The following is a 21,296-nucleotide window of genomic DNA, read 5'->3' on the forward strand; positions in this document are numbered from 1 at the left end:
TTATCTCTCCTAATTTTAATTTTCTATAAAAAAACTCGAAAGATATTTTTCTTTCGAGTTCTTAATATTATTTATTTCTATTAAAGTTGATTAATGAACCTTCTTTAATAATTTCTTTTTCATTATCTGTAAGTGGCTCAATATAAAGTGAAATTTCTTTAATTTCATCACCAATTACATAGGCTTTGATGTCATCAAGATTATTATCTATTGCATCTCTAATTCCCGGTACAAAGATATAATCTCCAACTTCAAACTCTGCATCTTCCTTCATTTGGAAAGGAATCATACCCCAGTTAATTACATTTGAACGATATCTCTTTGTAGCATATTCCTTACAGATGTTAGCAAGTCCACCAAGCACTCTTTGACAGCTAGCAGCTTGTTCTCTCGCTGACCCATCACCAGGTTTAATTGCATAAATCATTGAACCAATTTCTGTTTTGTTTGGATCAATTTCGCCAAATTTTTCAGAAATTTTATCATAAACTTCTTTAAGTTTATCATCAAGTTCAAGATCTCCATTTTGTCTAGATTTTTCAAGTTCATTTACAACTTTACTTCTTCCAACATATTCTGGATCTCTTCTTGATAATGTAAACTCAGCAAGTCCAAGTGGGTTTGAACGATATGATGAAGTTTCTCCAGAAGGAATTAATTCATCAGTAGTTGTAACTGGATCAAGAATTTTTGAACAAACTTTAAGAAGAATGTTGTCAGTTAGCTCAGGCATTTCTGGCCAGTCTTTAATATTTGGACCATAAATAAGTTCAGATTCACTATTTTCATTTTTGAATCCATTATAAACTTTGGATCTATATGCGCTGTCATCATAAGAGTATTTTGGTAATTCATATTCTTCTGCATAAACTTCTGCAGATGTTAATATACCTTTGTTTCTTGCAGTAGCAGCAATTGAGCGAGCATCCATTAACGCAACACCAGACATTTGTCCTTGAATAGGTTTAGATCCTTCTCTATTAGGGAAATTTCTAGTTGTATGTCTAATACTTAATGAATTGTTAGCTGGAGTGTCTCCTGCACCAAAGCAAGGTCCACAGAAAGCAGTCTTAACTGCTGCACCAGAAGCCATTAAATCATTCATAGTACCATTTTTAATTAATTCCATAAAAATAGGTTGTGATGAAGGATATACAGATAATGCGAACTCTTCATTACCAGTTGAATGTCCCTTTAGAATGTTTGCAGCTTCCATAATATTTGAATATGTTCCACCAGCACAACCAGCGATGATTGCTTGTTGCACATATAATTTGTTATCTTTTATTTTACTTAATAAATCAAAATCAATATTTGGATTATCGGTAATTCTTTGAGCTTCAAGCTCAACAGTTCTTAAAATATCTTCTAAATTTGCATTTAACTCATCAATAGTATATGTGTTAGATGGGTGGAAAGGCAGTGCAATCATTGGTTTAACTTTAGATAAATCCACATAAACCATTCCATCGTAATAAGCTACTTTTTCAGGATTAAGCTCTTTGTATTCATCTTCTCTATTGTGAGTTTTTAAGAATTCTTTAGTATCTTCGTCAGTTCTCCAAATTGATGTTAAACAAGTTGTTTCAGTTGTCATTACATCAACACCATTTCTAAAATCAGTTTTTAGATTAGAAACTCCAGGACCAACGAATTCCATTACTTTATTTTTAACATATCCATTTTTGAAAACTTCTCCAATAATTGCAAGAGCAATATCTTGTGGACCTACTCCAGGATTTGGTTTATTATCTAGATAAATTCCAACAACACCTGGATATTTAATGTCATAAGTGTCTTCAAGGATTTGTTTTACTAGTTCTCCGCCACCTTCTCCAATAGCCATAGTACCTAATGCACCATATCTAGTGTGAGAGTCAGAACCAAGTATCATCTTTCCACATCCAGCATATTCTTCTCTCATAAATTGATGAATAACAGCCATATGTGGAGGTACATAAATTCCACCATATTTTTTAGCTGCAGTTAGACCAAATACATGGTCGTCTTCATTTATTGTTCCACCTACTGCAGAAAGTGAATTGTGACAATTTGTCAAAATGTAAGGAACAGGAAATTTTTCCATTCCAGATGCTCTTGCTGTTTGAATAATACCAACAAAAGTTATGTCATGTGATGTAAGTGCATCAAATTTAATATTTAAATTTTCTAAATCATCGCCCTGGTTGTGTGCTTCTAAAATGCCATAAGCAATAGTTCCCTTTTTGGCATCTTCTTTAGTTACTCCATCAAGTTTAGCTTTTACCTGTTCAACATCATTTTCATCAATAATTTCTGTGCCATTTAGAAGAAAGGCACCTTTTTCATATAACTTTACCAATTTTAACTCCTCATCTTAATAATATTTTAATCTCAGATTCGTCCAAGATACTAAGTAATTAGACAATTAATCAATTTTAATTCTATATTATAATAAGGTATATATAAAATATGAAAAATTAATATGACCTATAATAAATACTTATATTAGATTTAAATTTTATATCTTTCATCTATAAAATCAATAAATTTTGAGACTATTTTCTTCTCTCTTCTTGATTTTAAATAGATTAGCCATGATTTTCTTGTAACTGGACTTTCATCTTTGTAATATAATGGTTTTAAATTTAATCCAAGATCATTTTTATAATTTTTAGGCAAGAAACAAATTAAATATCCCAAATCTTTAGAAACTAAATTCAGTGCAAAATCCAAATACTTCACACTAGTTTTAGGCTCCATACTAAATTTAAATTCTTCTTCCCACCAATTTTTAATTAGCTCCAAACTCTTGTCATTAGTTTTAAAATCAATTCGACTTTTGTTGGGAATCTCAGAAATTTCTAAAGGATTTTTTGAAACTAAATAACAATTATCCTCTGCAACAAGAATTCTTTCAAATTTTCCTTCATAATCTCCTCTAACAAAGGCAAGATCTATTTCATCTTCTAAAACTTTTCTAAATAAAATATTACTTTGTTCATTTACAATTTTTATGTTTACATCTGAATTAGTTCCATAATATTCAGAAAGTATATCTAGAAGTTCATATCTAGTGTAAGTATAAGCTGAACCTATGATAATTTCTTTTTCTTCAGTTGTTTTTATTTCGTGTAGTTTATTTTCAGTATCCACAATAAAATCCAAATATATCTTTGCTCTGTTGGCAAGATATTCTCCTTCTTTTGTAAATTCCAAACCTTGTGAAGTTCTATTAAATATTGAAATATCAAATTCTTCTTCCATGTTTTGAATCCTTTTAGAAAGAGAAGGTTGTGAAATATATAGTAAGTCTGCTACTTTAGTCATATTTGGGTTTTTATATAATTCGTATAGAATTTTCCAATCAAAATCTCTCATAATTACCTCCTATTATTTATTTTATCAAATACAGGAGGCAATAAATAATTAGATATTAATTAGATTTTAATTTTTGTATTGTTTCTATTAAATAATCGGTAAATTCTCTTGTACTTGCATCTTCTTTGTAAGTTGTCAGTACAACTTTTCTTTCTTTTTTAGTACAAATCTCAAAGGCTTCTTCTAATATATCATTTTTATCTTTGTAACCAATATGAACTAACATTTGCCCAGCAGCTCTAATTAAGCTTGAAGGATCAGCATATTCTCCTCTTCCATGTTCAATTAAAAAAGGTGCTGTTCCGTGAATTGCTTCGAAAAGCCCATACTGATCTCCAATATTAGAAGAAGATGCAGTTCCTAATCCACCTTGGTGTTCTGCTGCCACATCAGTAACTATATCTCCATATAGATTTGGAAGAACAATAACTTCTATTCCTTTATTGAATTCAGAATCCATCATCTTTGCAGCCATTGCATCTACAAGTCTTTCTTGAATCTCAATTTCAGGATAATCTTCTCCAACTTCTCTAACAGCCTTTATAAAGTTTCCATCAGCAAGTTTAACTATATTTGCCTTAGTTACAATAGTTACATTTTTCTTTCCATTCTTTCTTGCAAATTCAAAAGCTGCTCTTGCAAGTCTTTTACTTCCAGGCATTGTTTGAACTTTAAAATCAACTGCTAAATCATCATTGACTTGAATTCCTTTGTTTCCCCAAATATATTCACCTTCAATATTTTCTCTAAAAAAAGTCCAATCAATATTTTTTTCAGGAATCTTTATAGGTCTAACTGCAGCAAATAAATCAAGTCCTCTTCTCAATAGTGAATTTGCGGATACAAGATTTGGAAGCCCTTCGCCATGTCTTGGAGTAACCATAGGACCTTTCAAAATAACATCGCATTTTTTTACTTCTTCCATTACTTCGTCAGGAAGAGATTGATTAAGTTTAACTCTGTTTTCTATAGTCATACCTTCTATATGTACAAGCTCTAACTTTCCAGATTCAAATTCTTCTTTTGCAAGTTCTTTTAAAACTCTTTCAGCTTGCTCCATAATAATTGGACCAATCCCATCGCCAGGTAATATTCCAATTTTTATTTTATGCAGTTTTGAAAAATCTTTAGGTTCTTTTGAACTTTTAACTCTTTCGATTCTTTCTAATTCAGATTTAATAAGTTCTACAAATTTATCTTGAGCAATACTTATATTATCCATGCAAAACCTCCTTGTTATTAATTTAACTAAATTTTATCTTAAATCTCTTGAAATTTGAAATATCAAAATCAAATAATATTATAATAAAAAGCTATAGCCTTTATTTGCATTAAAAAAAGAGGCTCTAAAGCCCCTTAATTTAAAGATTTAATATAAAATTTATTCTTCAGTATTTTCTTCAGATTCTTCTACTTCAACAGTTTCTTCAGTAGCTTCTTCTTTTTCATTTACATCTTCAACAACTTCTTCTTTTACTTCTTCGTTAGAAGCTTCGTCGTTTTTAGATATTTCTTTTTCATCAGCAATTATATCAGAATCAAGATTTGCATCAGCAAAGTTAAGTCCTAGCATTTCTCCAATAGTCATGTTGAATTCATCTTGTTTTGGTTCTTCAACTCTCTTTTCTCTCTTTGGAGCTTTTCTTTCTCTTCTAGGTTTTCTTTCCTTTGGTTGTTGTTTTACTTCTTCTTTTTCTTCTGGCTCAATTAAAGCTTTCATTGAAAGAGAAATCTTTTGATTTTCTTCATCAATATCTGTTACTTTAACTGTTACTTCTTCGCCAACAGAAAGTTTGTCTTGTGGTTTTTCAACATGTTCTCTAGAAATTTGAGATACGTGAAGAAGTCCATCAACACCTTGTTCTAATCTTACGAATGCACCAAAGTCAAGTAAGTTTACAACTTTACCTTTAACTACATCACCAACAGATACTTCATTAGTGAATACATCCCATGGTTTTTCAGTAGTTTGTTTTAAACCTAAAGCAATTCTATTTTTATCTTTATCAACGTTTAGAACTTGAACTTTTACAGTTTCTCCTGGAGAAACTACATCAGAAGGATGTTTAACTCTATTCCAAGAAAGTTCTGAAATATGAATTAATCCATCTACTCCTCCAACATCTACGAAAGCACCAAAATTAGTAAGTCTTTGAACAGTTCCTTCAATTACATCTCCCTCTTGAAGTTTAGAGTATACTTCTTCTCTCTTTTCATCAACTTCTTTTTGAAGAACATTTTTTCTAGAAAGAACAATTCTCTTCTTTCTCTTATCAAAATCGATAATTTCTGTTTCAAATTCTTCGCCAATAAATTTACTTAAATCTTTTTGGAATCTTATTGAAACATGAGATGCTGGTATGAACGCATTTAGACCATTATAATCGGCAGTTAGTCCACCCTTTACTTGTGATTTTACTGTTACTGTAATATTTTCTTTATTGTTATAAAGTTCTTCAACTTCATCCCAAACTTTCATATCAGCAACTCTTTTTGTTGATAATACAACATTTCCATCTCCGTCATCCATTCTAAGAACATATACATCAATTTCTTGACCTTGTTCATATAGATCTTGTGGATTAACGTCAGGGCCTCCTGCTAACTCATCTCTTGAAATGATACCATCTGATCTGTATCCAAGATTTACCATTACTTCTGAATCAGTTATATATAAAACTTCTCCAGTTACTACTTCGCCTTTTCTAATTCTTTTAAAAGAATTATCAATGGCTTCCATCATCTCACCTTTGTCAAAATTTTCCATCCTACAAACAGCCTCCTTGATTACCTTATCCGGTGTGGATGCTCCGGCGGTAATACCAATTTTATTAAATTTTTTAAATATATTTATATCAATATCATTAATTGATTGAATTAAAAATACATTTTCACAATTTATTTTTGCAATTTCTGCAAGTTTTTTTGTATTGGAACTTTTAGTGCCACCAAGTACTATTACTGCATCTACAACAGATGACAATTGTCTAATACTTTCTTGTCTTTTAGAAGTTGCATCACATATAGTATTATAAACTAAAACTTCATCTTTTGAAATATTTTTTATAATATTTATTGCTTTTTCAAAAAAATCTACATTATTTGTAGTTTGCGATACTACAACAGTTTTTCCATCAATGGATTTTAATTTATCTAAATCTTCCATATCTGAAATTATTTTTGCATTATCGTCGCAATAAGAATTAATGCCGATTACTTCCGGGTGATTTTTATTTCCAATAATTACTATATTATAACCTTTTTTGTAAAAATTATCTACTATATTATAGATTTTTTCTACTTTTGGGCACACGCAATTAATTATCTCATTATTTTTTTCACTTAGTTCATCTAAAATTTTTTTATGAACTCCATGACTTCTAATAATAACTTTTGAATTTTCTACATCAGTGTCATCAATTGTCTTGACTCCAAGATTTTCTAAATCAGAAACTACTATCTCATTGTGGACAATATCTCCATAGGAATAAACACCAATAGAAGCATTGTCAAAAGCCATCTTTACAGCTCTTTTAACTCCTCCACAAAATCCATATTTGTCTGCTACAATAATTTCCATTTAGTTTCTTCTCCATAAACCATTCTCATAATATCTTGAGATATTTTTTCTAACTCTTCGTTATCATATTTTTTTGTGCTTTCAATTGCAACACTTGGTCTAAAATAAACTCTGATTGGCTTAAAAAATTTATATTCTGATTCTATAAAAATTGGCAAAACTTCTGAATTTGTTTTTTGAGCAATAAGCGCTACTCCTGACTTAATCATATTGTAGTCTATTTCTTTAACTCTAGTCCCCTCAGGAAATATTCCTAAGACATTTTCGTTTTTTAAAATTTTTAAAGAATTTTTTATTGCTTTTATATCATTTGAATGTCTATCCACTGGAAAAGCCCCAAGCTTTGTCAAAAACCAACCAAGTGGTTTAAATTCGAATAATTCTTTTTTTGCCATCCAAAAAACTTGTCTTCTAAAAGCTAGCGAAATAAAAACTGGGTCTAAGTTAGATCTGTGATTGCCGCAAATAATAAGTCTTTTATTATCTTTTGGGATATTTTCTTCCCCATAAATTTCTAGTTTATATAAAATTTTTAGAAAAAATCCCACAAAGTTTTTAACATTGTTGTAAAACATAAATCACCTTATATATTCTAAAATTTTATTTACTGTCTCTTCTAAATTTAAATTTGAACTGTCAATTAATATCGCATCGTCAGTTTGAATTAGAGGAGAATTTTTTCTGTGAGTGTCATTGTAATCTCTCTTTTTTAAATCTTCTAAAACTGTTTCAAATTCAATGTCTTTATTTTTTTCTAATAACTGATTAAATCTCCTTCTTGCTCTAACTTCTACATCAGCAGTTAAGAAAAATTTATGCTCAGCATCTTTTAAAACAACTGATCCAATATCTCTTCCTTCCATAACCACGTCAATATTTTCTGCAATATGTCTTTGCATTTCGACGAGATATTCTCTTATCAATGGATTTTTTGACATTTCAGAAGTTTTATTAGAAATTTCATTTTTTCTTATTTCTGAAGAAACATCTTTCCCATCTAAGAAAATAAAATCTTCCTTAAATTCAATTTTTGTGTCTTTTAAAATTTTTTCAAAATCTTTTTCATTTTCATTTAATAATTTTAAAGTTATGGCTCTATACATTGCACCTGTGTCAATATAAGTTATACCAAGTCTACTTGCAACTTCTTTTGCAATTGTACTTTTGCCAGAGCCAGCAGGTCCATCTATTGCGATTTTCATTTTAACCTCCATAAAAAAACCACTACTTTAACTGTAGTGATTAGCTATTTATATTATATTTTATTTGTGAATATAAGTAAAGTGCACAGGTTATAGATTTGTCCCACAAATAAAACCTGTTGAGTTTGCAATTTGAATATTAAATCCTCCTGTAAGTGCATCTACATCTAAAACCTCGCCAATAAAATAAAGTCCCTCTACTAATTTTGACTCCATTGTACTTGGATTGATTTCTTTAACATCAACTCCGCCACTAGTTATTATTGCTCTATCAATTGAATCTAAGTCGTGAAAATCTAATTCGAAATTCTTTATTGAACTCACAAGACTTTCTCTTTCTTCTTTTGAAATTTGATTTACTTTTTTTGTGAGATTTATTTTTGCATCATAGAGAACATAATTTATAAGATCTTTTGGAAGTAAATCAACTAAGGCATTGTCAATATCTTTATTTTTATATTTTTCAAAATCTCTTAAGATTCTTTCATCAAGTTTTTCATTTGAAAGTGCAGGCTTTAAATCAAGATAAAGTTTAAATTCTTTTTCTCTGTTAATTTTACTAGTTGTAGTTAAAACTATTGGTCCACTTATTCCTCTGTGAGTAAAAAGCATTTCTCCAAACTCACTTGAAATTATTTTATTATTTTTTAAAACTTTAAGCTCAACATTTTTAAGACTTAGTCCTGCTAGATTAAATTCATTTTTTAAAAGTATTCCATTAAGACCAGGCTTGAGTTTAATAATTTTATGACCAAATTCTTTTGCAAATTTATGACCATCTCCAGTTGAGCCAGTTACAGGATAAGAAATTCCACCAGTTGCTATTACGACTTTATCAAATTCTAGAGAATTATTTAAAATGAATTTATCATCTTTTCTCTTAATACTTTTTATTTCAGTATTTAATTTAATCTCCACATTATTTTTGATTAAAATTTTATTATAAGTTTTAATCACATCAGATGACCTATCGCTTTGAGGAAAAACTCTGTTTCCTCTTTCAACTTTAAGTTTTAGTCCCTCTTCTTCAAAGTAAAAGTAAGTTGTAAAAGGTGAAAAAGAATAAATTGATGAATACATAAATCTTTTATTTCTAATAACATTAAAGAGAAATTCTTCTTCTGTCGAATAATTAGTTAGATTGCATCTTCCCTTTCCTGTGATGAAAAGTTTCTTGCCAAGTTTTTCATTTTTTTCAAATAATGTTACTTCATGATTTTCAGAAGCTTTAATGGCGCACATCATCCCAGCTGGGCCCGCTCCTATTATTGCAATTTTCAATTTATTCACCTATTTTTTCTATTAGATAAGTTATTGGAGGATTGTGTTTTTGATTATAAAATTCTCTTTTTTCAACTTTAAATTCTTTTTGATTTATATTTTTCATAAATTCATCTACAGCTTCTCTTTCTTCTTTAGAATTTTCATGACCTAGATAAGAAACAACAATAATTATTCCTTTATCGTTTAAAATTTTAAGAGCTTTTCCTAATGAAATTAATGTAGATTTTGCAAGAGTCATTTTATTTTTATCCGAACCCGGAAGATATCCTAGATTATAAATTATTAAATCACAAGATTCTATCAAGTCTATATTTTCATGTGATTCTAAAAATAATTTATAATTATTATATTTTTTAGAAATTATTTTCTCAGTATTATTAATTGCCATCTCTTGAATGTCAAATCCATATACAAAGCCATTTTCTCCTACTACTTCTAGAAGTTTTAATGTGTCATGACCATTACCTATAGTTGCATCAATTGCAATCTTGCCTGAAAAGTCGTTTTTTAGTACTTCATCTACTATTTGAAAATATTTGTCTTTTACAATCATTTAAGACCCTTTAGATATTTTATTTCTTCTTCAGTTAAGTATCTATAATTTCCTGGAAGCAAATCATTTAATTGAAGCTTACCCATAGAAATTCTCTTTAATTTTTTTACTTTATGACCAATATAATCAAACATTCTCTTAACTTGATGGTTTTGTCCTTCAAAAATTTCAATTTCAATTATTGAATCTTGTTTGAAACTCTTTAAAATTTTCACATTTGCAGGAGAAGTTCTTAAATCTCTAATATCTAGTCCTTCTCTTAAAAGTGATAGTTCATGAGAATTTGGAGTTCCTTCAACTGTAACGATATAAGTCTTACCAATTTCATGTTTAGGATGCATTAATATATTTGCAAGCTCTCCATCATTAGTGAGAAGCACAAGTCCTGTAGTATCTATATCAAGTCTTCCAACAGGATAAACTCTATAATCATTTGGAACATAATCTACAACTGTTTCTCTATCCTTTTCGTCACTTGCAGTTGTAACAACTCCAATTGGCTTATTTAACATGATATATACATTTTTATTTTCTAGTCTAAGTCTCTTTCCATTTAAGTAGACTCTATCTACATTAGGATCAACTTTTGTGCCGAGTTCTGTTACAACTTCATCATTAACTTTCACAAGGCCTTCTTTTATAAATTCTTCGCATTTCCTTCTTGAGGCTGCTCCTGCGTGAGCCATAAATTTTTGTAATCTCAATTAGATTCCTCCTCTAATTCTTCTAGAGCTGGCAATTCTTCTAAATTTTTTATTCCAAACTTTTGTAAGAATTTATCAGTTGTGCTGTATAAATTAGGATGGCCAATTCTATCAAGTTTTCCTGATATTTCTATTAAATCAAAATCCATTAATCCCTTAATAGTACTGTCACAATTTACACCTCTTAGTTCCTCAACCTCAATCTTTGTAACAGGTTGCTTGTAGGCAATAATTGATAGAGTTTCAAGTGCAGGCTTTGATAAATTCTTTTCATTTTTTTCTTTAATTAATTTTTTCAAAAATTCGTGATTTTCTGGTTTAGTTCCAAGTTGAAATTTTCCATCAACTTCTCTAAGTCTTAGACCTGATTCATCTCTTTTATAATTTTCCATCATATCGTATAAAATTTCTCTTGTATATTTTTTATTAAGACTTAAAGCTTTAGAAATATCTTCAAGACTTATAGGATCTCCCCAAACAAATAATATTGATTCAATAATTGATTTTAATTTATTCTTATCCATTAATCTCTCTTTTCAATTAATATATCTCCGTAGTTGTCAGCTTGTTTTGCAATTATAAATTCATTTTTTATAAGTTCTAACATTCCTAAAAAGTAAGTTATAACATCGACCTTATACAGTGTGTCATCTAACAAAGCAGTAAATTTTATCTTATTATTTTTTACGATGGAATTTTTAATTCTTCTAACTGCATCTTCTACTTTAAATCTTTCTCTTTCAATTGAGATAATATTTGTATCCTCAAATCTTTTTAATATATTAAAAAATGCTTTAGATAATTTATCCACATTAGAATCCTTTAAAAATTCGTACTCGCTAATTGAAAATATCTCTGTCTTTAATTTATAGTAAGACTTAGATTCATATTCCTCTTGCTCTTTTAAAATTTCAGAAGCTTCCTTGTATTTTTTATATTCGATTAAACTTTCAACTAAATCCTTTCTTGGATCTTCTTCCTCTTCTTCAGTTTCCTTTTGTTTTTTTGGAAGAAGCATTTTTGATTTAATCTCAAGAAGAGTTGATGCCATTACTATAAAATCTGCTGTTAGTTCAAGATTTAATTCTCTCATCTTTTCTATATAATCTAGAAATTGCTCCGTTATTTTAAAAATAGGAATATCATATATATCTATTTCATTTTCTTTTATTAAAGCTAAAAGAAGATCCATAGGACCTTCATAAGTTTTTAAAATAATATTGTATTCCATAAATTTATACCTAGTGCTAGTATTGTGTTAATAATCTTAAAAATAATAGGAGATATAAATTTTGAAATAACTCCTGAAAAAAGTAAAACTACTAATACTATATAAAAATATTTTTCATATTTATAAAATTTAAATTCAAGATTTGTTGGAAGGAGAGTAGCAATTACCTTTGATCCATCTAGTGGAGGGAGTGGTACAAGATTAAAAACTCCAAGCATTATATTGTACCAAAATATTTCAAAAAATAATGGTGTGAGAGGAGAATTAGTGTATTGTAAATAAACTAAAATTATTCCAACAATTGTACCAATTATAAGATTAGTACAAACGCCAGCTATAGAAACTAAAAAAGACGCCATTTTTCTATTACCTTTGAATCTATTTGGATTAATTGGAACAGCTTTAGCCCAACCAAATCTAAAAACTATCATCGAAATTAAACCCACTGGATCTATATGATTTAGTGGGTTTAAACTTAATCTTCCATCGTCTTTTGCAGTTGTATCTCCACAAAGATATGCTACATAACCATGTGCAATCTCGTGAGGAATTATTGCAACTAAAAGTGCAATTATTGTATAAATAAGTGATTTAATATCCAAATTAGCTAAATTACTCAAATTAATCAATCTCTTCTATTATTAATTTATACTCTTCTTTTTCATCAGAATATTTATATGCTTTTTTTATTCTTTCAACAGCTCTTTCTACTTCATCAGCTTTTTCTGTATAAATAGTTGCGAGTTTATCTCCCTTTTTTACATAATCTCCAACTTTTTTATAAAGATAAATTCCTGCACCTAAGTCTAAGTCGTCTCCTTTTTTAAGTCTTCCTGCACCTAAATCTCTTGAAACAATACCTATTTCTAAAGCTTCAATTTCTTTTACATAACCTGACTCTTCAGCAATAACTGATTCTTCGATGCTTGAAAGTTTAAATTTAGAAATGTCATCTATATAAGTTGAATCTCCTCCTTGAAGTTCAACCATTTCTTTGAATTTTTCTAAAGCTTCTCCGCTCTCAATTTTTTCTATTATAATCTTTTTTGCTTCTTCTTCTGAATCTGTCAATCCAGCCATATTCATTAAGCTTGAGCCAATTTTTATAGAAATTTCTCTTAAGTTCTTAGAACCTTCTCCCCTTAGAGTTTTTATAGCTTCAATAACTTCAATACTATTTCCAACAGCATCTCCTAGTGGTTCGCTCATATTAGTTATGATTGCCTTGGTATTTCTATTAAATTTCTTTCCAAGTTCAACCATTAATTTAGAAAGCTCAATTGCAGATTCCTTATCTTTCATAAATGCTCCGGACCCAACCTTAATATCTAGTACTAAGGCATCAGTTCCTAGTGCAATTTTTTTAGATAGAATTGAAGAAGATATAAGGCTTACATTATCTACAGTATCAGTTGCATCTCTTAAAGCATATAATAACTTATCAGCTGGGACAATATCATCAGTTTGTCCAATAACTGCAATATTAGACTTCTCTAAATTATTTTTAAATTCTTCTTCATTTAAATAAATGTTAAATCCTGGAATTGCTTCAAGCTTATCAAGAGTGCCACCAGTATGGCCTAGTCCTCTACCGCTCATCTTTGCAAATACAAGGCCAACAGATGCCATTAAAGGTCCAAGCACTAGAGTTACTGTGTCGCCAACACCACCTGTTGAGTGTTTGTCAACTTTGACACCATGAACATCAGTTAAATCAACTGTGTCTCCTGATTCAATCATGTATTTTGTGAGATAATAAGTTTCGTCTAAATTTAATTTATTGAAATAAATTGCCATTAAAAGGGCAGAAACTTGATAATCTGGAATTTCTCCTTTTACATAATTTTCTATAAAAAATTTAATTTCTTCTTCTGTTAATGCTTTGTTTTCTTTCTTCTTTTCAATAATATCTATAAAATTCATTACATATCCTCGATTATTTTATTTAAAAGATCTGTGAATTTTCCAGAAACTTCTTTGCCAACTTCTACAACTTCTGTGTGATCTAGAGGTTTATCTAAAACTCCTGTGCCCATATTAGTAATTGTCGAAATTCCAAGAATCTTAAGTCCTCTATGTCTTGCAATGATAACTTCTGGGACAGTACTCATTCCTGCCGCATCTGCGCCTAAAATTCTTGCCATTCTAACTTCTGCTGCAGTTTCATATGATGGACCTGTAAAATACATATAAACTCCCTTTTGAGTTTTTACATTTAAATCTTTTCCAGCTTTTTCAGCAAGTTCAACTAAATCTCTATCGTAAAGATTAGTCATATCTAAAAATCTTGGTCCTACACTCTCATCATTAGGTCCAATAAGAGGATTCTTTCCCATTAGATTTATGTGATCAGTAATAATCATTAAATCTCCTGGTTCAAAATCTGTATTGACTCCACCTGCCGCATTTGTAACTATTAGAGTTTTGACTCCAAGTTCAGCAATTACCTTAATAGGAAATACAACATCTGAAATATCATATCCTTCGTAAAAATGAATTCTTCCCTTCATTATACAAACTTCTTTACCATTTATATTTCCAAAAATTAGTTTACCATCATGACCTTTAACTGTGGATACTGGAAAATCTGGAATTTCTGTAAAAGGAATTTCAATTTTTTCTTCAATTGAATCAGCAAAGTCTCCAAGTCCTGATCCTAAAACAATTCCTATTTCTGGAGTAATTTTTATTTTATCTTTAATAAAGTCAATTGTCTTTTTCATTTTTCCTCCTAAAAGTGTTGAAATAAAGTATCCCTGCAATTGATTTTGAATCAGTTAATTCTCCCAATTCAATTAATTTTAAAGCTTCTTCAAATTTTACTTTTTCAACTTTTAAATCTTCAAATTCATCTAAGTCTTGTTCGCCTTCTGTAAGTCCTTCTGCTGCAAAAACAAAAAGCCTCTCGTTGGTAAAACCTGGAGAAGAATAATTTTCAAAAAGATAATCTATCTTTTCTGCAGTATAGCCTGTTTCTTCTCTTAGTTCTCTTAGTGCTGCTTGTGCTGGCTCTTCACTAAAATCAACCATACCTGCTGGAAGTTCTAGAATTTCTTTGTCAATTGATTTTCTATACTGTCTTATTAAAATAAGCTCATCTTCTTCATTTATAGCTACTATTGCAACACAAGGTTGTCTTTCAACAATTTCTCTTTTTGTATATTTTTGGCCTTCCATCTCAACTGTGTCAACTCTTAAATTTAAAACTTTTCCGTCAAAAATTTTTGTCGACTTCATCGTTCTCTCGACATTATTTGTCATTTGCATCCCCAATCATTTCTTTTGCTGCATTTATTGCAATTTCAGTTATATCCATTCCGCCAATTAATCTTGCAACTTCTTTTACTCTATCTTCATAATCAAGTTTATCAATTGTTGAAATTGTATTATTGTCTACAATATCTTTTTGAATTGAAAAATGAGTATCAGCAATTGCAACTATTTGTGGTAAATGAGATATAACGATAATTTGTCTATCTTTTGAAAGTTCTTTAATTTTATTACCCACAATTTGTGCAGTTTTACCACTAATTCCAGCATCTATCTCATCGAATACCAAGCTTGGAATATTATCTTTTTCAGCAATTATACTTTTAAATCCAAGCATAATTCTACTCATCTCTCCACCTGATGCTACTTTTGACATAGGCATTAGATCTTGACCAAGGTTTGGAGCTATTAAAAACTCAACTTTATCGATTCCATCTTGAGATAATTCTTTTTCTTTTATTTCTATTTTAAATCTAGCATTTTTAATATTAAGTTTTCCAATTTCAGTTTCTACTTTTTTTTCTAGGATTTCTGCTGTTTTTATTCTATTTTCACTTATTTTATTTGCTACATCTAAAGCATCTTTATTGAGTTTATCAATTTCTTTTAAAAGATTGTCTAAATTCTTTTCAAAATTTTGTAAAAACCCTAATCTTTCACTTGCTTCTCCGTAAAAATTATTTATTTTTTCAACTGACTGACCATACTTTAGTTTTAAGTTATTAACTAAGTCAATTCTATCTTGAAGATATTTTAACTTTTCTTCATCTAGTTCTAATGAATTTGAATATCTATCAAGGGTAGATGCCACATCAGAAAGTCTAAATCTGATGTCTTCTAATTCCTCTTCAGTTTCTTTTAAATCTTTATTGTACTTTGAAACTTCTATAACATTTACTATTACCCTGTCTAGTAAATCTCCAACAGATGAATTTTCATAACTTTCATTTAAAAGTTGTTTAGCTTCGGATAGATTGACAATTGTGTCAGTCATATTATTAAGAGAATTAAAATCATCAATTAATCCTTCATCATCATAATCAGTTAAAGCTGCATCTTCAATTTCTTTGATTTGATACTTTAAGATATCAATTTCTCTGTCTTTATTTTTTTCTAATTGAGATTTTTCTTCGTATTCTCTTTTTAACTCATTTATTTTGTTAACTTTATTTTTTAAATCTTCTAACAGATTTTTTTGCTCTTTAGGTGAAAAATCATCTAATAAATTCATTTGGTTTTTATTATCCATTAGTGAAATAGACTCATGTTGTGCAAAAATATCAATTAGACGTGAAGAAATACTAGATAAAAGAGAAGATGTAACAGTCCTATTATTAACTCTTGCAATTGTTGGACTATTTGCACGAATTTCTTTTGAAATTACTATTAAATCTCCTGATTCAATACCATACTCTGATAGAATTTCTTTTATTTGTTCATCGTAAGAGCTAAAAACTGCCTCTATAAAAGCTCTATCTTTTCCCTTTTTAATAATATCCTTATTTGCTCTTTGACCTAGCACTAGCCCAAGAGAGTCAATAATTATAGATTTACCCGAGCCTGTTTCTCCAGTTAATACATTTAATCCAGGTTCGAATTCTATTTTCATATTTTCTATTATTGCAAAATTTTCAATATTCAGCTCTAATAACATTTTTCACCTAATCATCTAAATTTTCATGAGCAAAATTAACTATCTCTTTTGGATTAAATTTAAAATCAGAATCTCCATAATTTTTCAAATAAATTAAAAATTCAATATTACCATTTGTTCCCTTTATTGGGGAATTTGTAATTGTAATAACTTTTAAATCGAGATTCATTGCTAAATTATATATCTTCTCCAATACTTCTTTATGTACTTCTCTATCTCTAACTATTCCGCCTTTACCAACTTTACCTTTACCTGCTTCAAATTGTGGCTTAATAAGGGAAACTATTTCTCCACCATTAGATAAAATTTCTTTTGCAACAGGTAGAACTAATTCAAGTGAAATAAAAGATACATCAATTGAAATAAATTTTATGTCTTCTTCAATTAATTCTGGATCAAAGTATCTAATATTAGTTCTCTCAAGAGAAACAACTCTATCGTCAATTCTAAGTGAGTAATCGAGTTGATTGTATCCAACATCTATTGCATAAACTTTTTTTGCCCCATATCTAAGCATACATTGAGTAAAACCTCCCGTTGAAGCTCCAATATCTACACAATACTTGTCTTTTAAATCAATCCCATATTCTTTTATCATCTTTTGAAGCTTATATCCACCTCTAGATACAAAGGAATTCTCAAGACCTTTAACATTAAACTCAACATCATCTTTATATTGCTCACCTGGTTTATCAACTCTTGCAGTTCCTATAAAAACTCTGCCTTCCATTATTAGTCTTTTAGCTTTTTCACGAGAATTTATAATTCCATGTTCAACTAATAGCACATCTGCTCTTTTCTTAGCCATTAGTTACTCCTATCCACTAGTTTAATTGCAAATTTCTTAAGAAGATTTACTTTTAATTCTAAGTCTTCAATAACTTCAAATCCTGAGTTTGTAAGATTTATTATTTCATCTTTTACATCATTTTTTGATTTAAATAAAAGCATATTGACTTCTCCACTTTCTGGATCATTTTCTTCATCGAGTAAATCATCTTCAAGTTGGTAGGCAATTCCTATAGATTCTGCAAATTTCGATAGTTTTGATATTCCATCTGCATCAACTCCAGCAATTATTGCACCTGTAATAACTGATGCCTTAATAAGTGCTGCAGTCTTTAGCTTATACATATTTTCGCAAATATCTTCAGTATAACTATTTACATCATAATCAATGTCAATAGTTTGACCACCAATCATTCCATTAACACCCGATGCATTGTAGAGATACTTCATAGCTCTAATTGCTCTTTTTAAATCCTCTGCATCTGAAATTGAATCAATATGTTTTATTAGAATTTCCATGGACATATTAAGTAGTCCATCTCCTGCAAGTATTGCAATTCCTTCAGAATAAACCTTATGATTTGTGGGCTTTCCTCTTCTAAAATCATCATCATCCATTGCAGGTAAGTCATCGTGTACTAATGAAAATGTGTGAATCATTTCAATTGCACATGCAAAGGGAAGAATTTTGTCAATATTATTATCTTCATTTTCTTCAGCAAATTCTAAAAATGTAATAATTGATAGAAGCGGTCTTATTCTCTTTCCACCTGAAAAAAGAGAGTACTTCATGGAATCTATAACTTTGTGTTGATTGCTTTCATCATATTCCAGTAATGAACTTAAATAATTATTAAATTTTTCTAATAAATTATCTATACTAGCCATTTTGTACATCCTTTAAAATTTCAGAATTTTCTTCTGCAATTGTTCTTACCTTTCCTTCGTATTCTTTAAGCATATTATTGCAATATTTGTAAAGTTCAATGCCCTTCTCGTATTTTTTAATTGATTCTTCAAGACTTATATCCTTGGAATCAAGTTCTCTAATTATCTCTTCAAGTTCTTTTAAAGAACTTTCATAATTTCTTTGCATTTAATCACTTCTCGCTTCTATATTTTCAATTATTGAATCTACTTTTCCATCTTTAAATCTAAGAGAAATTCTATCTCCTAAATTTAAGTTCCTTATAGACTTAATATTTTTGCCATCGGCATTTAAAATATCAATCTTATTGATTTTATCAAATGCTGATTTTAACTTTAAATAATTTATTTCAAGATTTTGTCTTTCTTTAGATAAATTAACAGAATTCATTAATTTTAAATAATAATAGTTTAATTTCCTCTTTTCATAATTAATTTTATAATTAAGATTAGAGTTAATTTTATTTAATCTATACAAATAATTTTTAAGCTCATTTCCCTGAGAAAGTTTAAAATTATTTAAAAACAATTTATTTCTATAAAGTTTACCTTTATTATTAGAAATTATTTTTTGAAGAGAAATATTTAATGCTTTTTCTTTATTTAGTAAATCTCTTGTCAAATCATTAATCTTATAACTTTGATTTTTTAAAGAAATTGATCTATATATATTTAAAATTTTAAGTTTTTCATCATTAATTTTTCTATGAATTAAATTATCTAAGTAAGTTTTTTTGTAATTTAAATCAGAAATTATTTCATCTTCACTAATAGTCACAAGCTCAGCTGCATTAGTTGGTGTTGCAGCACGCAAATCCGCTACAAAATCAGCAATTGTAAAATCAATTTCATGACCCACTGCAGAGATTATTGGAATTTTTGAATTAAATATACTTCTAGCAACAGCTTCGTCGTTAAAGACAAATAAATCTTCATAACTTCCTCCACCTCTTGCAATAATTATTGTTTCAACATTATTTGCACTATTAAAATATTCAATTCCTGAAATTATATTCTCGCTTGCACCAATGCCTTGCATTAAGCTTGGATAAACTAATACATCGACGTATCTATTTCTGTTTTTTAAAATATTAATTACATCTTTTATAGCTGCACCACTAGTTGAGGTTATAAGCCCAATTGTATTTGGAAATTTTGGAATTTCTTTTTTATATTTATTTAAAAAAAGACCTTCAGCTTCAAGCTTTTTCTTTAAATCTAAAAACTGAAGATATAGACTGCCTTTTCCATCTAAAGAGATTTCTTTTACATAAAAAGTAAATTGACCATCTCTTTCATAATAAGTAACTGCTCCTTTAGCAAGGACCTTTGCACCATCAAATAATTCAAAATCAGGTTTTTCATCTGAATAAATTATGGCATTAATCCTTGAAAACTCATCCTTTAGAGAAAAATAATAATTTCCATTAGAGTGCTTCTTTAAATTAGTAACCTCGCCAATAAGACTAATATCTCTTAAAATATAGTCCATTGAAATTATTTTTTTAATATAATTATTTAGTTCACTTACTTTGAAAGCACCCTTTGACAAGTTAAAAACTCCTATAAATACTACCTAAAATTCCGTTTACAAATTTTGGAGACTCTTCTGAACTATATACTCTTGCAATTTCAACTGCTTCATTTATAGATACTTCTGGTGGTATGTCATCTTTATACAAGAATTCATAAACTGCAATTCTTAAAATTTGTCTGTCCACCTTTGCAAGTCTTTCAAGAGTCCATCCTTTTAAATTTTTTTCAATAGTTTCATCAACAATATCTATTTTATCAATTAAATCAGGGACTATTCTCTTTATATAGTCAACTTCATCTCCTAAAAATACATTATTGTCTAGAAAAATTTCTAAATTTTCAAGAGAAAAGTCTTTATTTACATCCATTAAAAATAAAGATTGCATAGCCCCAATTCTAGCTTTTTTTCTACTCATTTTAAATCGTCTTTTCAGAACTCTTTACTGCAATCCCGCTTAGATGTACATTTACTTCAACAACTTCAAAGTCAGTCATATTTTCAATGGCTTCCTTAACTTTCTTTTGAACTTCTTCACATACATCTACGATTTTTATTCCATATTCTATAGTTAAATAAACATCAATAATAGTTTCTTTCTCACCAATATTGACTTTAACTCCTCTATTAAAATTTTTTGTATTTAAAATATCACTTACTTGTGATTTAAAATTAGAACCAACTTTAACGATTCCCTCAACATTTTCAGCTGCAACTGATGCAATTGTAGCAATTACATCTTCAGAAATTTTAATTGTACCTTCTGCTGCATTTCCATCTATAAGATATTTATTATCCACGATTCCACCTCCAAATTTACTAAAATAATTATACCAAATCCTCATTATATAATCAATTTATAGCAATTTGCATAAAAATAAAAAGCCCTCAAGGGGCTTTTTAATTAATCTTCGATTTCTTCTTCGTCATCAAATTCTATGTCGTCAAAATCAAAATCATCGTCGTAAAGATCAAAATCCATATCATCATCATCATCGTAAACATAATCTTCAAGATCTGATAGATCTTCTTCAATGATGTCAATATAATCTTCTAAGTCTTCGCTGCGCTCTTTCATTTCATCAATTGTTTCAGCAAGGATGTCGATCAGTTCAATTAAAATTTTTCCTTCATTAGTTGATGTGTCAATTTCATAACCATCAGCAAGTCCTTGTAAATAAGAGATTCTCTTGATTAAATAGTCCATA

Annotated in this window: 23 protein-coding genes; all 23 read right to left on the bottom strand. The window is 29.0% G+C overall.

The window, feature by feature from the left end; genetic code table 11:
- Positions 1-67: 67 nt before the first annotated feature.
- The 23 genes from KQI68_RS04815 to KQI68_RS04925 all read right to left on the bottom strand — a co-directional run bounded on the left by KQI68_RS04815 (position 68) and on the right by KQI68_RS04925 (position 21,295).
- Positions 68-2,341, bottom strand: a complete 2,274-nt coding sequence (locus KQI68_RS04815) for a hydratase (RefSeq protein ID WP_216549008.1) — start codon at positions 2,339-2,341, stop codon at positions 68-70.
- 152 nt (positions 2,342-2,493) lie between these two features.
- Positions 2,494-3,360, bottom strand: a complete 867-nt coding sequence (locus KQI68_RS04820) for a LysR family transcriptional regulator (protein WP_216549009.1) — start codon at positions 3,358-3,360, stop codon at positions 2,494-2,496.
- A gap of 55 nt (positions 3,361-3,415) precedes the next feature.
- Entirely contained in the window at positions 3,416-4,582 is a 1,167-nt protein-coding gene (locus KQI68_RS04825) for an isocitrate/isopropylmalate family dehydrogenase (RefSeq protein WP_216549010.1), read from the bottom strand.
- 159 nt (positions 4,583-4,741) lie between these two features.
- Positions 4,742-6,940 (bottom strand): bifunctional 4-hydroxy-3-methylbut-2-enyl diphosphate reductase/30S ribosomal protein S1, encoded by a 2,199-nt coding sequence (locus KQI68_RS04830; protein WP_216549011.1) that lies wholly within the window; start codon positions 6,938-6,940, stop codon positions 4,742-4,744.
- Positions 6,925-7,515: a lysophospholipid acyltransferase family protein gene (locus KQI68_RS04835; RefSeq protein WP_216549012.1), complete on the bottom strand. Its 591-nt coding sequence runs from the start codon at positions 7,513-7,515 to the stop codon at positions 6,925-6,927. Before KQI68_RS04835 ends, KQI68_RS04830 begins: the two co-directional genes overlap by 16 nt.
- Before the next feature lie 3 nt (positions 7,516-7,518).
- Positions 7,519-8,142, bottom strand: a complete 624-nt coding sequence (gene cmk / locus KQI68_RS04840) for a (d)CMP kinase (protein WP_216549013.1) — start codon at positions 8,140-8,142, stop codon at positions 7,519-7,521.
- Between the two features lie 90 nt (positions 8,143-8,232).
- On the bottom strand, positions 8,233-9,423 hold the full coding sequence (locus tag KQI68_RS04845) for a BaiN/RdsA family NAD(P)/FAD-dependent oxidoreductase (RefSeq protein WP_216549014.1): 1,191 nt from the start codon (positions 9,421-9,423) through the stop codon (positions 8,233-8,235).
- A 1-nt stretch (position 9,424) separates the two neighbouring features.
- On the bottom strand, positions 9,425-9,979 hold the full coding sequence (gene mnmM, locus KQI68_RS04850) for a tRNA 5-(aminomethyl)-2-thiouridylate-methyltransferase MnmM (RefSeq protein WP_216549015.1): 555 nt from the start codon (positions 9,977-9,979) through the stop codon (positions 9,425-9,427).
- Complete coding sequence (locus tag KQI68_RS04855) at positions 9,976-10,683, bottom strand: pseudouridine synthase (RefSeq protein ID WP_216549016.1); 708 nt, start codon at positions 10,681-10,683, stop codon at positions 9,976-9,978. The genes mnmM and KQI68_RS04855 overlap by 4 nt, the downstream gene beginning before the upstream one ends.
- Complete coding sequence (scpB, locus tag KQI68_RS04860) at positions 10,680-11,207, bottom strand: SMC-Scp complex subunit ScpB (RefSeq protein WP_216549017.1); 528 nt, start codon at positions 11,205-11,207, stop codon at positions 10,680-10,682. The genes KQI68_RS04855 and scpB overlap by 4 nt, the downstream gene beginning before the upstream one ends.
- Positions 11,207-11,914, bottom strand: a complete 708-nt coding sequence (locus KQI68_RS04865) for a segregation and condensation protein A (RefSeq protein WP_216549018.1) — start codon at positions 11,912-11,914, stop codon at positions 11,207-11,209. The genes scpB and KQI68_RS04865 overlap by 1 nt, the downstream gene beginning before the upstream one ends.
- Complete coding sequence (locus tag KQI68_RS04870) at positions 11,893-12,534, bottom strand: site-2 protease family protein (protein ID WP_216549019.1); 642 nt, start codon at positions 12,532-12,534, stop codon at positions 11,893-11,895. The genes KQI68_RS04865 and KQI68_RS04870 overlap by 22 nt, the downstream gene beginning before the upstream one ends.
- 1 nt (position 12,535) lies before the next feature.
- The gene (locus tag KQI68_RS04875; RefSeq protein ID WP_216549020.1) at positions 12,536-13,837 is read right to left on the bottom strand and encodes a pyrimidine-nucleoside phosphorylase; all 1,302 of its coding nucleotides are present in this window, start codon (positions 13,835-13,837) and stop codon (positions 12,536-12,538) included.
- Positions 13,837-14,637 carry a purine-nucleoside phosphorylase gene (locus tag KQI68_RS04880; protein ID WP_216549021.1) on the bottom strand — a complete coding sequence of 267 codons (801 nt, stop codon included), beginning with the start codon at positions 14,635-14,637 and terminating at the stop codon, positions 13,837-13,839. The genes KQI68_RS04875 and KQI68_RS04880 overlap by 1 nt, the downstream gene beginning before the upstream one ends.
- Complete coding sequence (locus KQI68_RS04885; RefSeq protein WP_216549022.1) at positions 14,621-15,181, bottom strand: NUDIX hydrolase; 561 nt, start codon at positions 15,179-15,181, stop codon at positions 14,621-14,623. Before KQI68_RS04885 ends, KQI68_RS04880 begins: the two co-directional genes overlap by 17 nt.
- Positions 15,165-16,838 (bottom strand): DNA repair protein RecN, encoded by a 1,674-nt coding sequence (recN, locus tag KQI68_RS04890; protein WP_216549023.1) that lies wholly within the window; start codon positions 16,836-16,838, stop codon positions 15,165-15,167. Before recN ends, KQI68_RS04885 begins: the two co-directional genes overlap by 17 nt.
- Positions 16,839-16,845: 7 nt before the next feature.
- Entirely contained in the window at positions 16,846-17,646 is an 801-nt protein-coding gene (locus tag KQI68_RS04895) for a TlyA family RNA methyltransferase (protein WP_216549024.1), read from the bottom strand.
- Positions 17,646-18,515, bottom strand: a complete 870-nt coding sequence (locus KQI68_RS04900; RefSeq protein ID WP_216549025.1) for a polyprenyl synthetase family protein — start codon at positions 18,513-18,515, stop codon at positions 17,646-17,648. The genes KQI68_RS04895 and KQI68_RS04900 overlap by 1 nt, the downstream gene beginning before the upstream one ends.
- On the bottom strand, positions 18,508-18,723 hold the full coding sequence (gene xseB, locus KQI68_RS04905) for an exodeoxyribonuclease VII small subunit (RefSeq protein ID WP_216549026.1): 216 nt from the start codon (positions 18,721-18,723) through the stop codon (positions 18,508-18,510). Before xseB ends, KQI68_RS04900 begins: the two co-directional genes overlap by 8 nt.
- On the bottom strand, positions 18,724-20,106 hold the full coding sequence (xseA, locus tag KQI68_RS04910) for an exodeoxyribonuclease VII large subunit (protein WP_216549027.1): 1,383 nt from the start codon (positions 20,104-20,106) through the stop codon (positions 18,724-18,726).
- Between the two features lies 1 nt (position 20,107).
- Positions 20,108-20,506, bottom strand: coding sequence for a transcription antitermination factor NusB (gene nusB / locus KQI68_RS04915; protein WP_216549028.1), 399 nt, complete (start codon positions 20,504-20,506; stop codon positions 20,108-20,110).
- Position 20,507: 1 nt separating this feature from the next.
- Positions 20,508-20,888, bottom strand: a complete 381-nt coding sequence (locus tag KQI68_RS04920) for an Asp23/Gls24 family envelope stress response protein (protein ID WP_216549029.1) — start codon at positions 20,886-20,888, stop codon at positions 20,508-20,510.
- 104 nt (positions 20,889-20,992) lie between these two features.
- Positions 20,993-21,295, bottom strand: coding sequence for a CD1247 N-terminal domain-containing protein (locus KQI68_RS04925; protein WP_216549030.1), 303 nt, complete (start codon positions 21,293-21,295; stop codon positions 20,993-20,995).
- Position 21,296: the final 1 nt, after the last annotated feature.

It is taken from the genome of Peptoniphilus ovalis (genome assembly GCF_018919265.1).
Taxonomy (GTDB): Bacteria; Bacillota; Clostridia; order Tissierellales; family Peptoniphilaceae; genus Peptoniphilus_A; species Peptoniphilus_A ovalis.

Excerpts from the sequence above, each read along its gene's own strand:
- KQI68_RS04925 (WP_216549030.1), bottom strand. The coding sequence starts at position 21,295 with ATGGACTATTTAATCAAGAGAATCTCTTATTTACAAGGACTTGCTGAT.
- xseB (WP_216549026.1), bottom strand. The coding sequence starts at position 18,723 with ATGCAAAGAAATTATGAAAGTTCTTTAAAAGAACTTGAAGAGATAATT.
- KQI68_RS04830 (WP_216549011.1), bottom strand. The coding sequence starts at position 6,940 with ATGGAAATTATTGTAGCAGACAAATATGGATTTTGTGGAGGAGTTAAA.
- KQI68_RS04835 (WP_216549012.1), bottom strand. The coding sequence starts at position 7,515 with ATGTTTTACAACAATGTTAAAAACTTTGTGGGATTTTTTCTAAAAATT.
- KQI68_RS04900 (WP_216549025.1), bottom strand. The coding sequence starts at position 18,515 with ATGGCTAGTATAGATAATTTATTAGAAAAATTTAATAATTATTTAAGT.
- KQI68_RS04865 (WP_216549018.1), bottom strand. The coding sequence starts at position 11,914 with ATGGAATACAATATTATTTTAAAAACTTATGAAGGTCCTATGGATCTT.
- cmk (WP_216549013.1), bottom strand. The coding sequence starts at position 8,142 with ATGAAAATCGCAATAGATGGACCTGCTGGCTCTGGCAAAAGTACAATT.
- KQI68_RS04875 (WP_216549020.1), bottom strand. The coding sequence starts at position 13,837 with ATGAATTTTATAGATATTATTGAAAAGAAGAAAGAAAACAAAGCATTA.
- scpB (WP_216549017.1), bottom strand. The coding sequence starts at position 11,207 with ATGGATAAGAATAAATTAAAATCAATTATTGAATCAATATTATTTGTT.
- KQI68_RS04885 (WP_216549022.1), bottom strand. The coding sequence starts at position 15,181 with ATGCAAATGACAAATAATGTCGAGAGAACGATGAAGTCGACAAAAATT.
- KQI68_RS04825 (WP_216549010.1), bottom strand. The coding sequence starts at position 4,582 with ATGGATAATATAAGTATTGCTCAAGATAAATTTGTAGAACTTATTAAA.
- recN (WP_216549023.1), bottom strand. The coding sequence starts at position 16,838 with ATGTTATTAGAGCTGAATATTGAAAATTTTGCAATAATAGAAAATATG.
- nusB (WP_216549028.1), bottom strand. The coding sequence starts at position 20,506 with ATGAGTAGAAAAAAAGCTAGAATTGGGGCTATGCAATCTTTATTTTTA.
- KQI68_RS04895 (WP_216549024.1), bottom strand. The coding sequence starts at position 17,646 with ATGGCTAAGAAAAGAGCAGATGTGCTATTAGTTGAACATGGAATTATA.
- KQI68_RS04820 (WP_216549009.1), bottom strand. The coding sequence starts at position 3,360 with ATGAGAGATTTTGATTGGAAAATTCTATACGAATTATATAAAAACCCA.
- KQI68_RS04880 (WP_216549021.1), bottom strand. The coding sequence starts at position 14,637 with ATGAAAAAGACAATTGACTTTATTAAAGATAAAATAAAAATTACTCCA.
- mnmM (WP_216549015.1), bottom strand. The coding sequence starts at position 9,979 with ATGATTGTAAAAGACAAATATTTTCAAATAGTAGATGAAGTACTAAAA.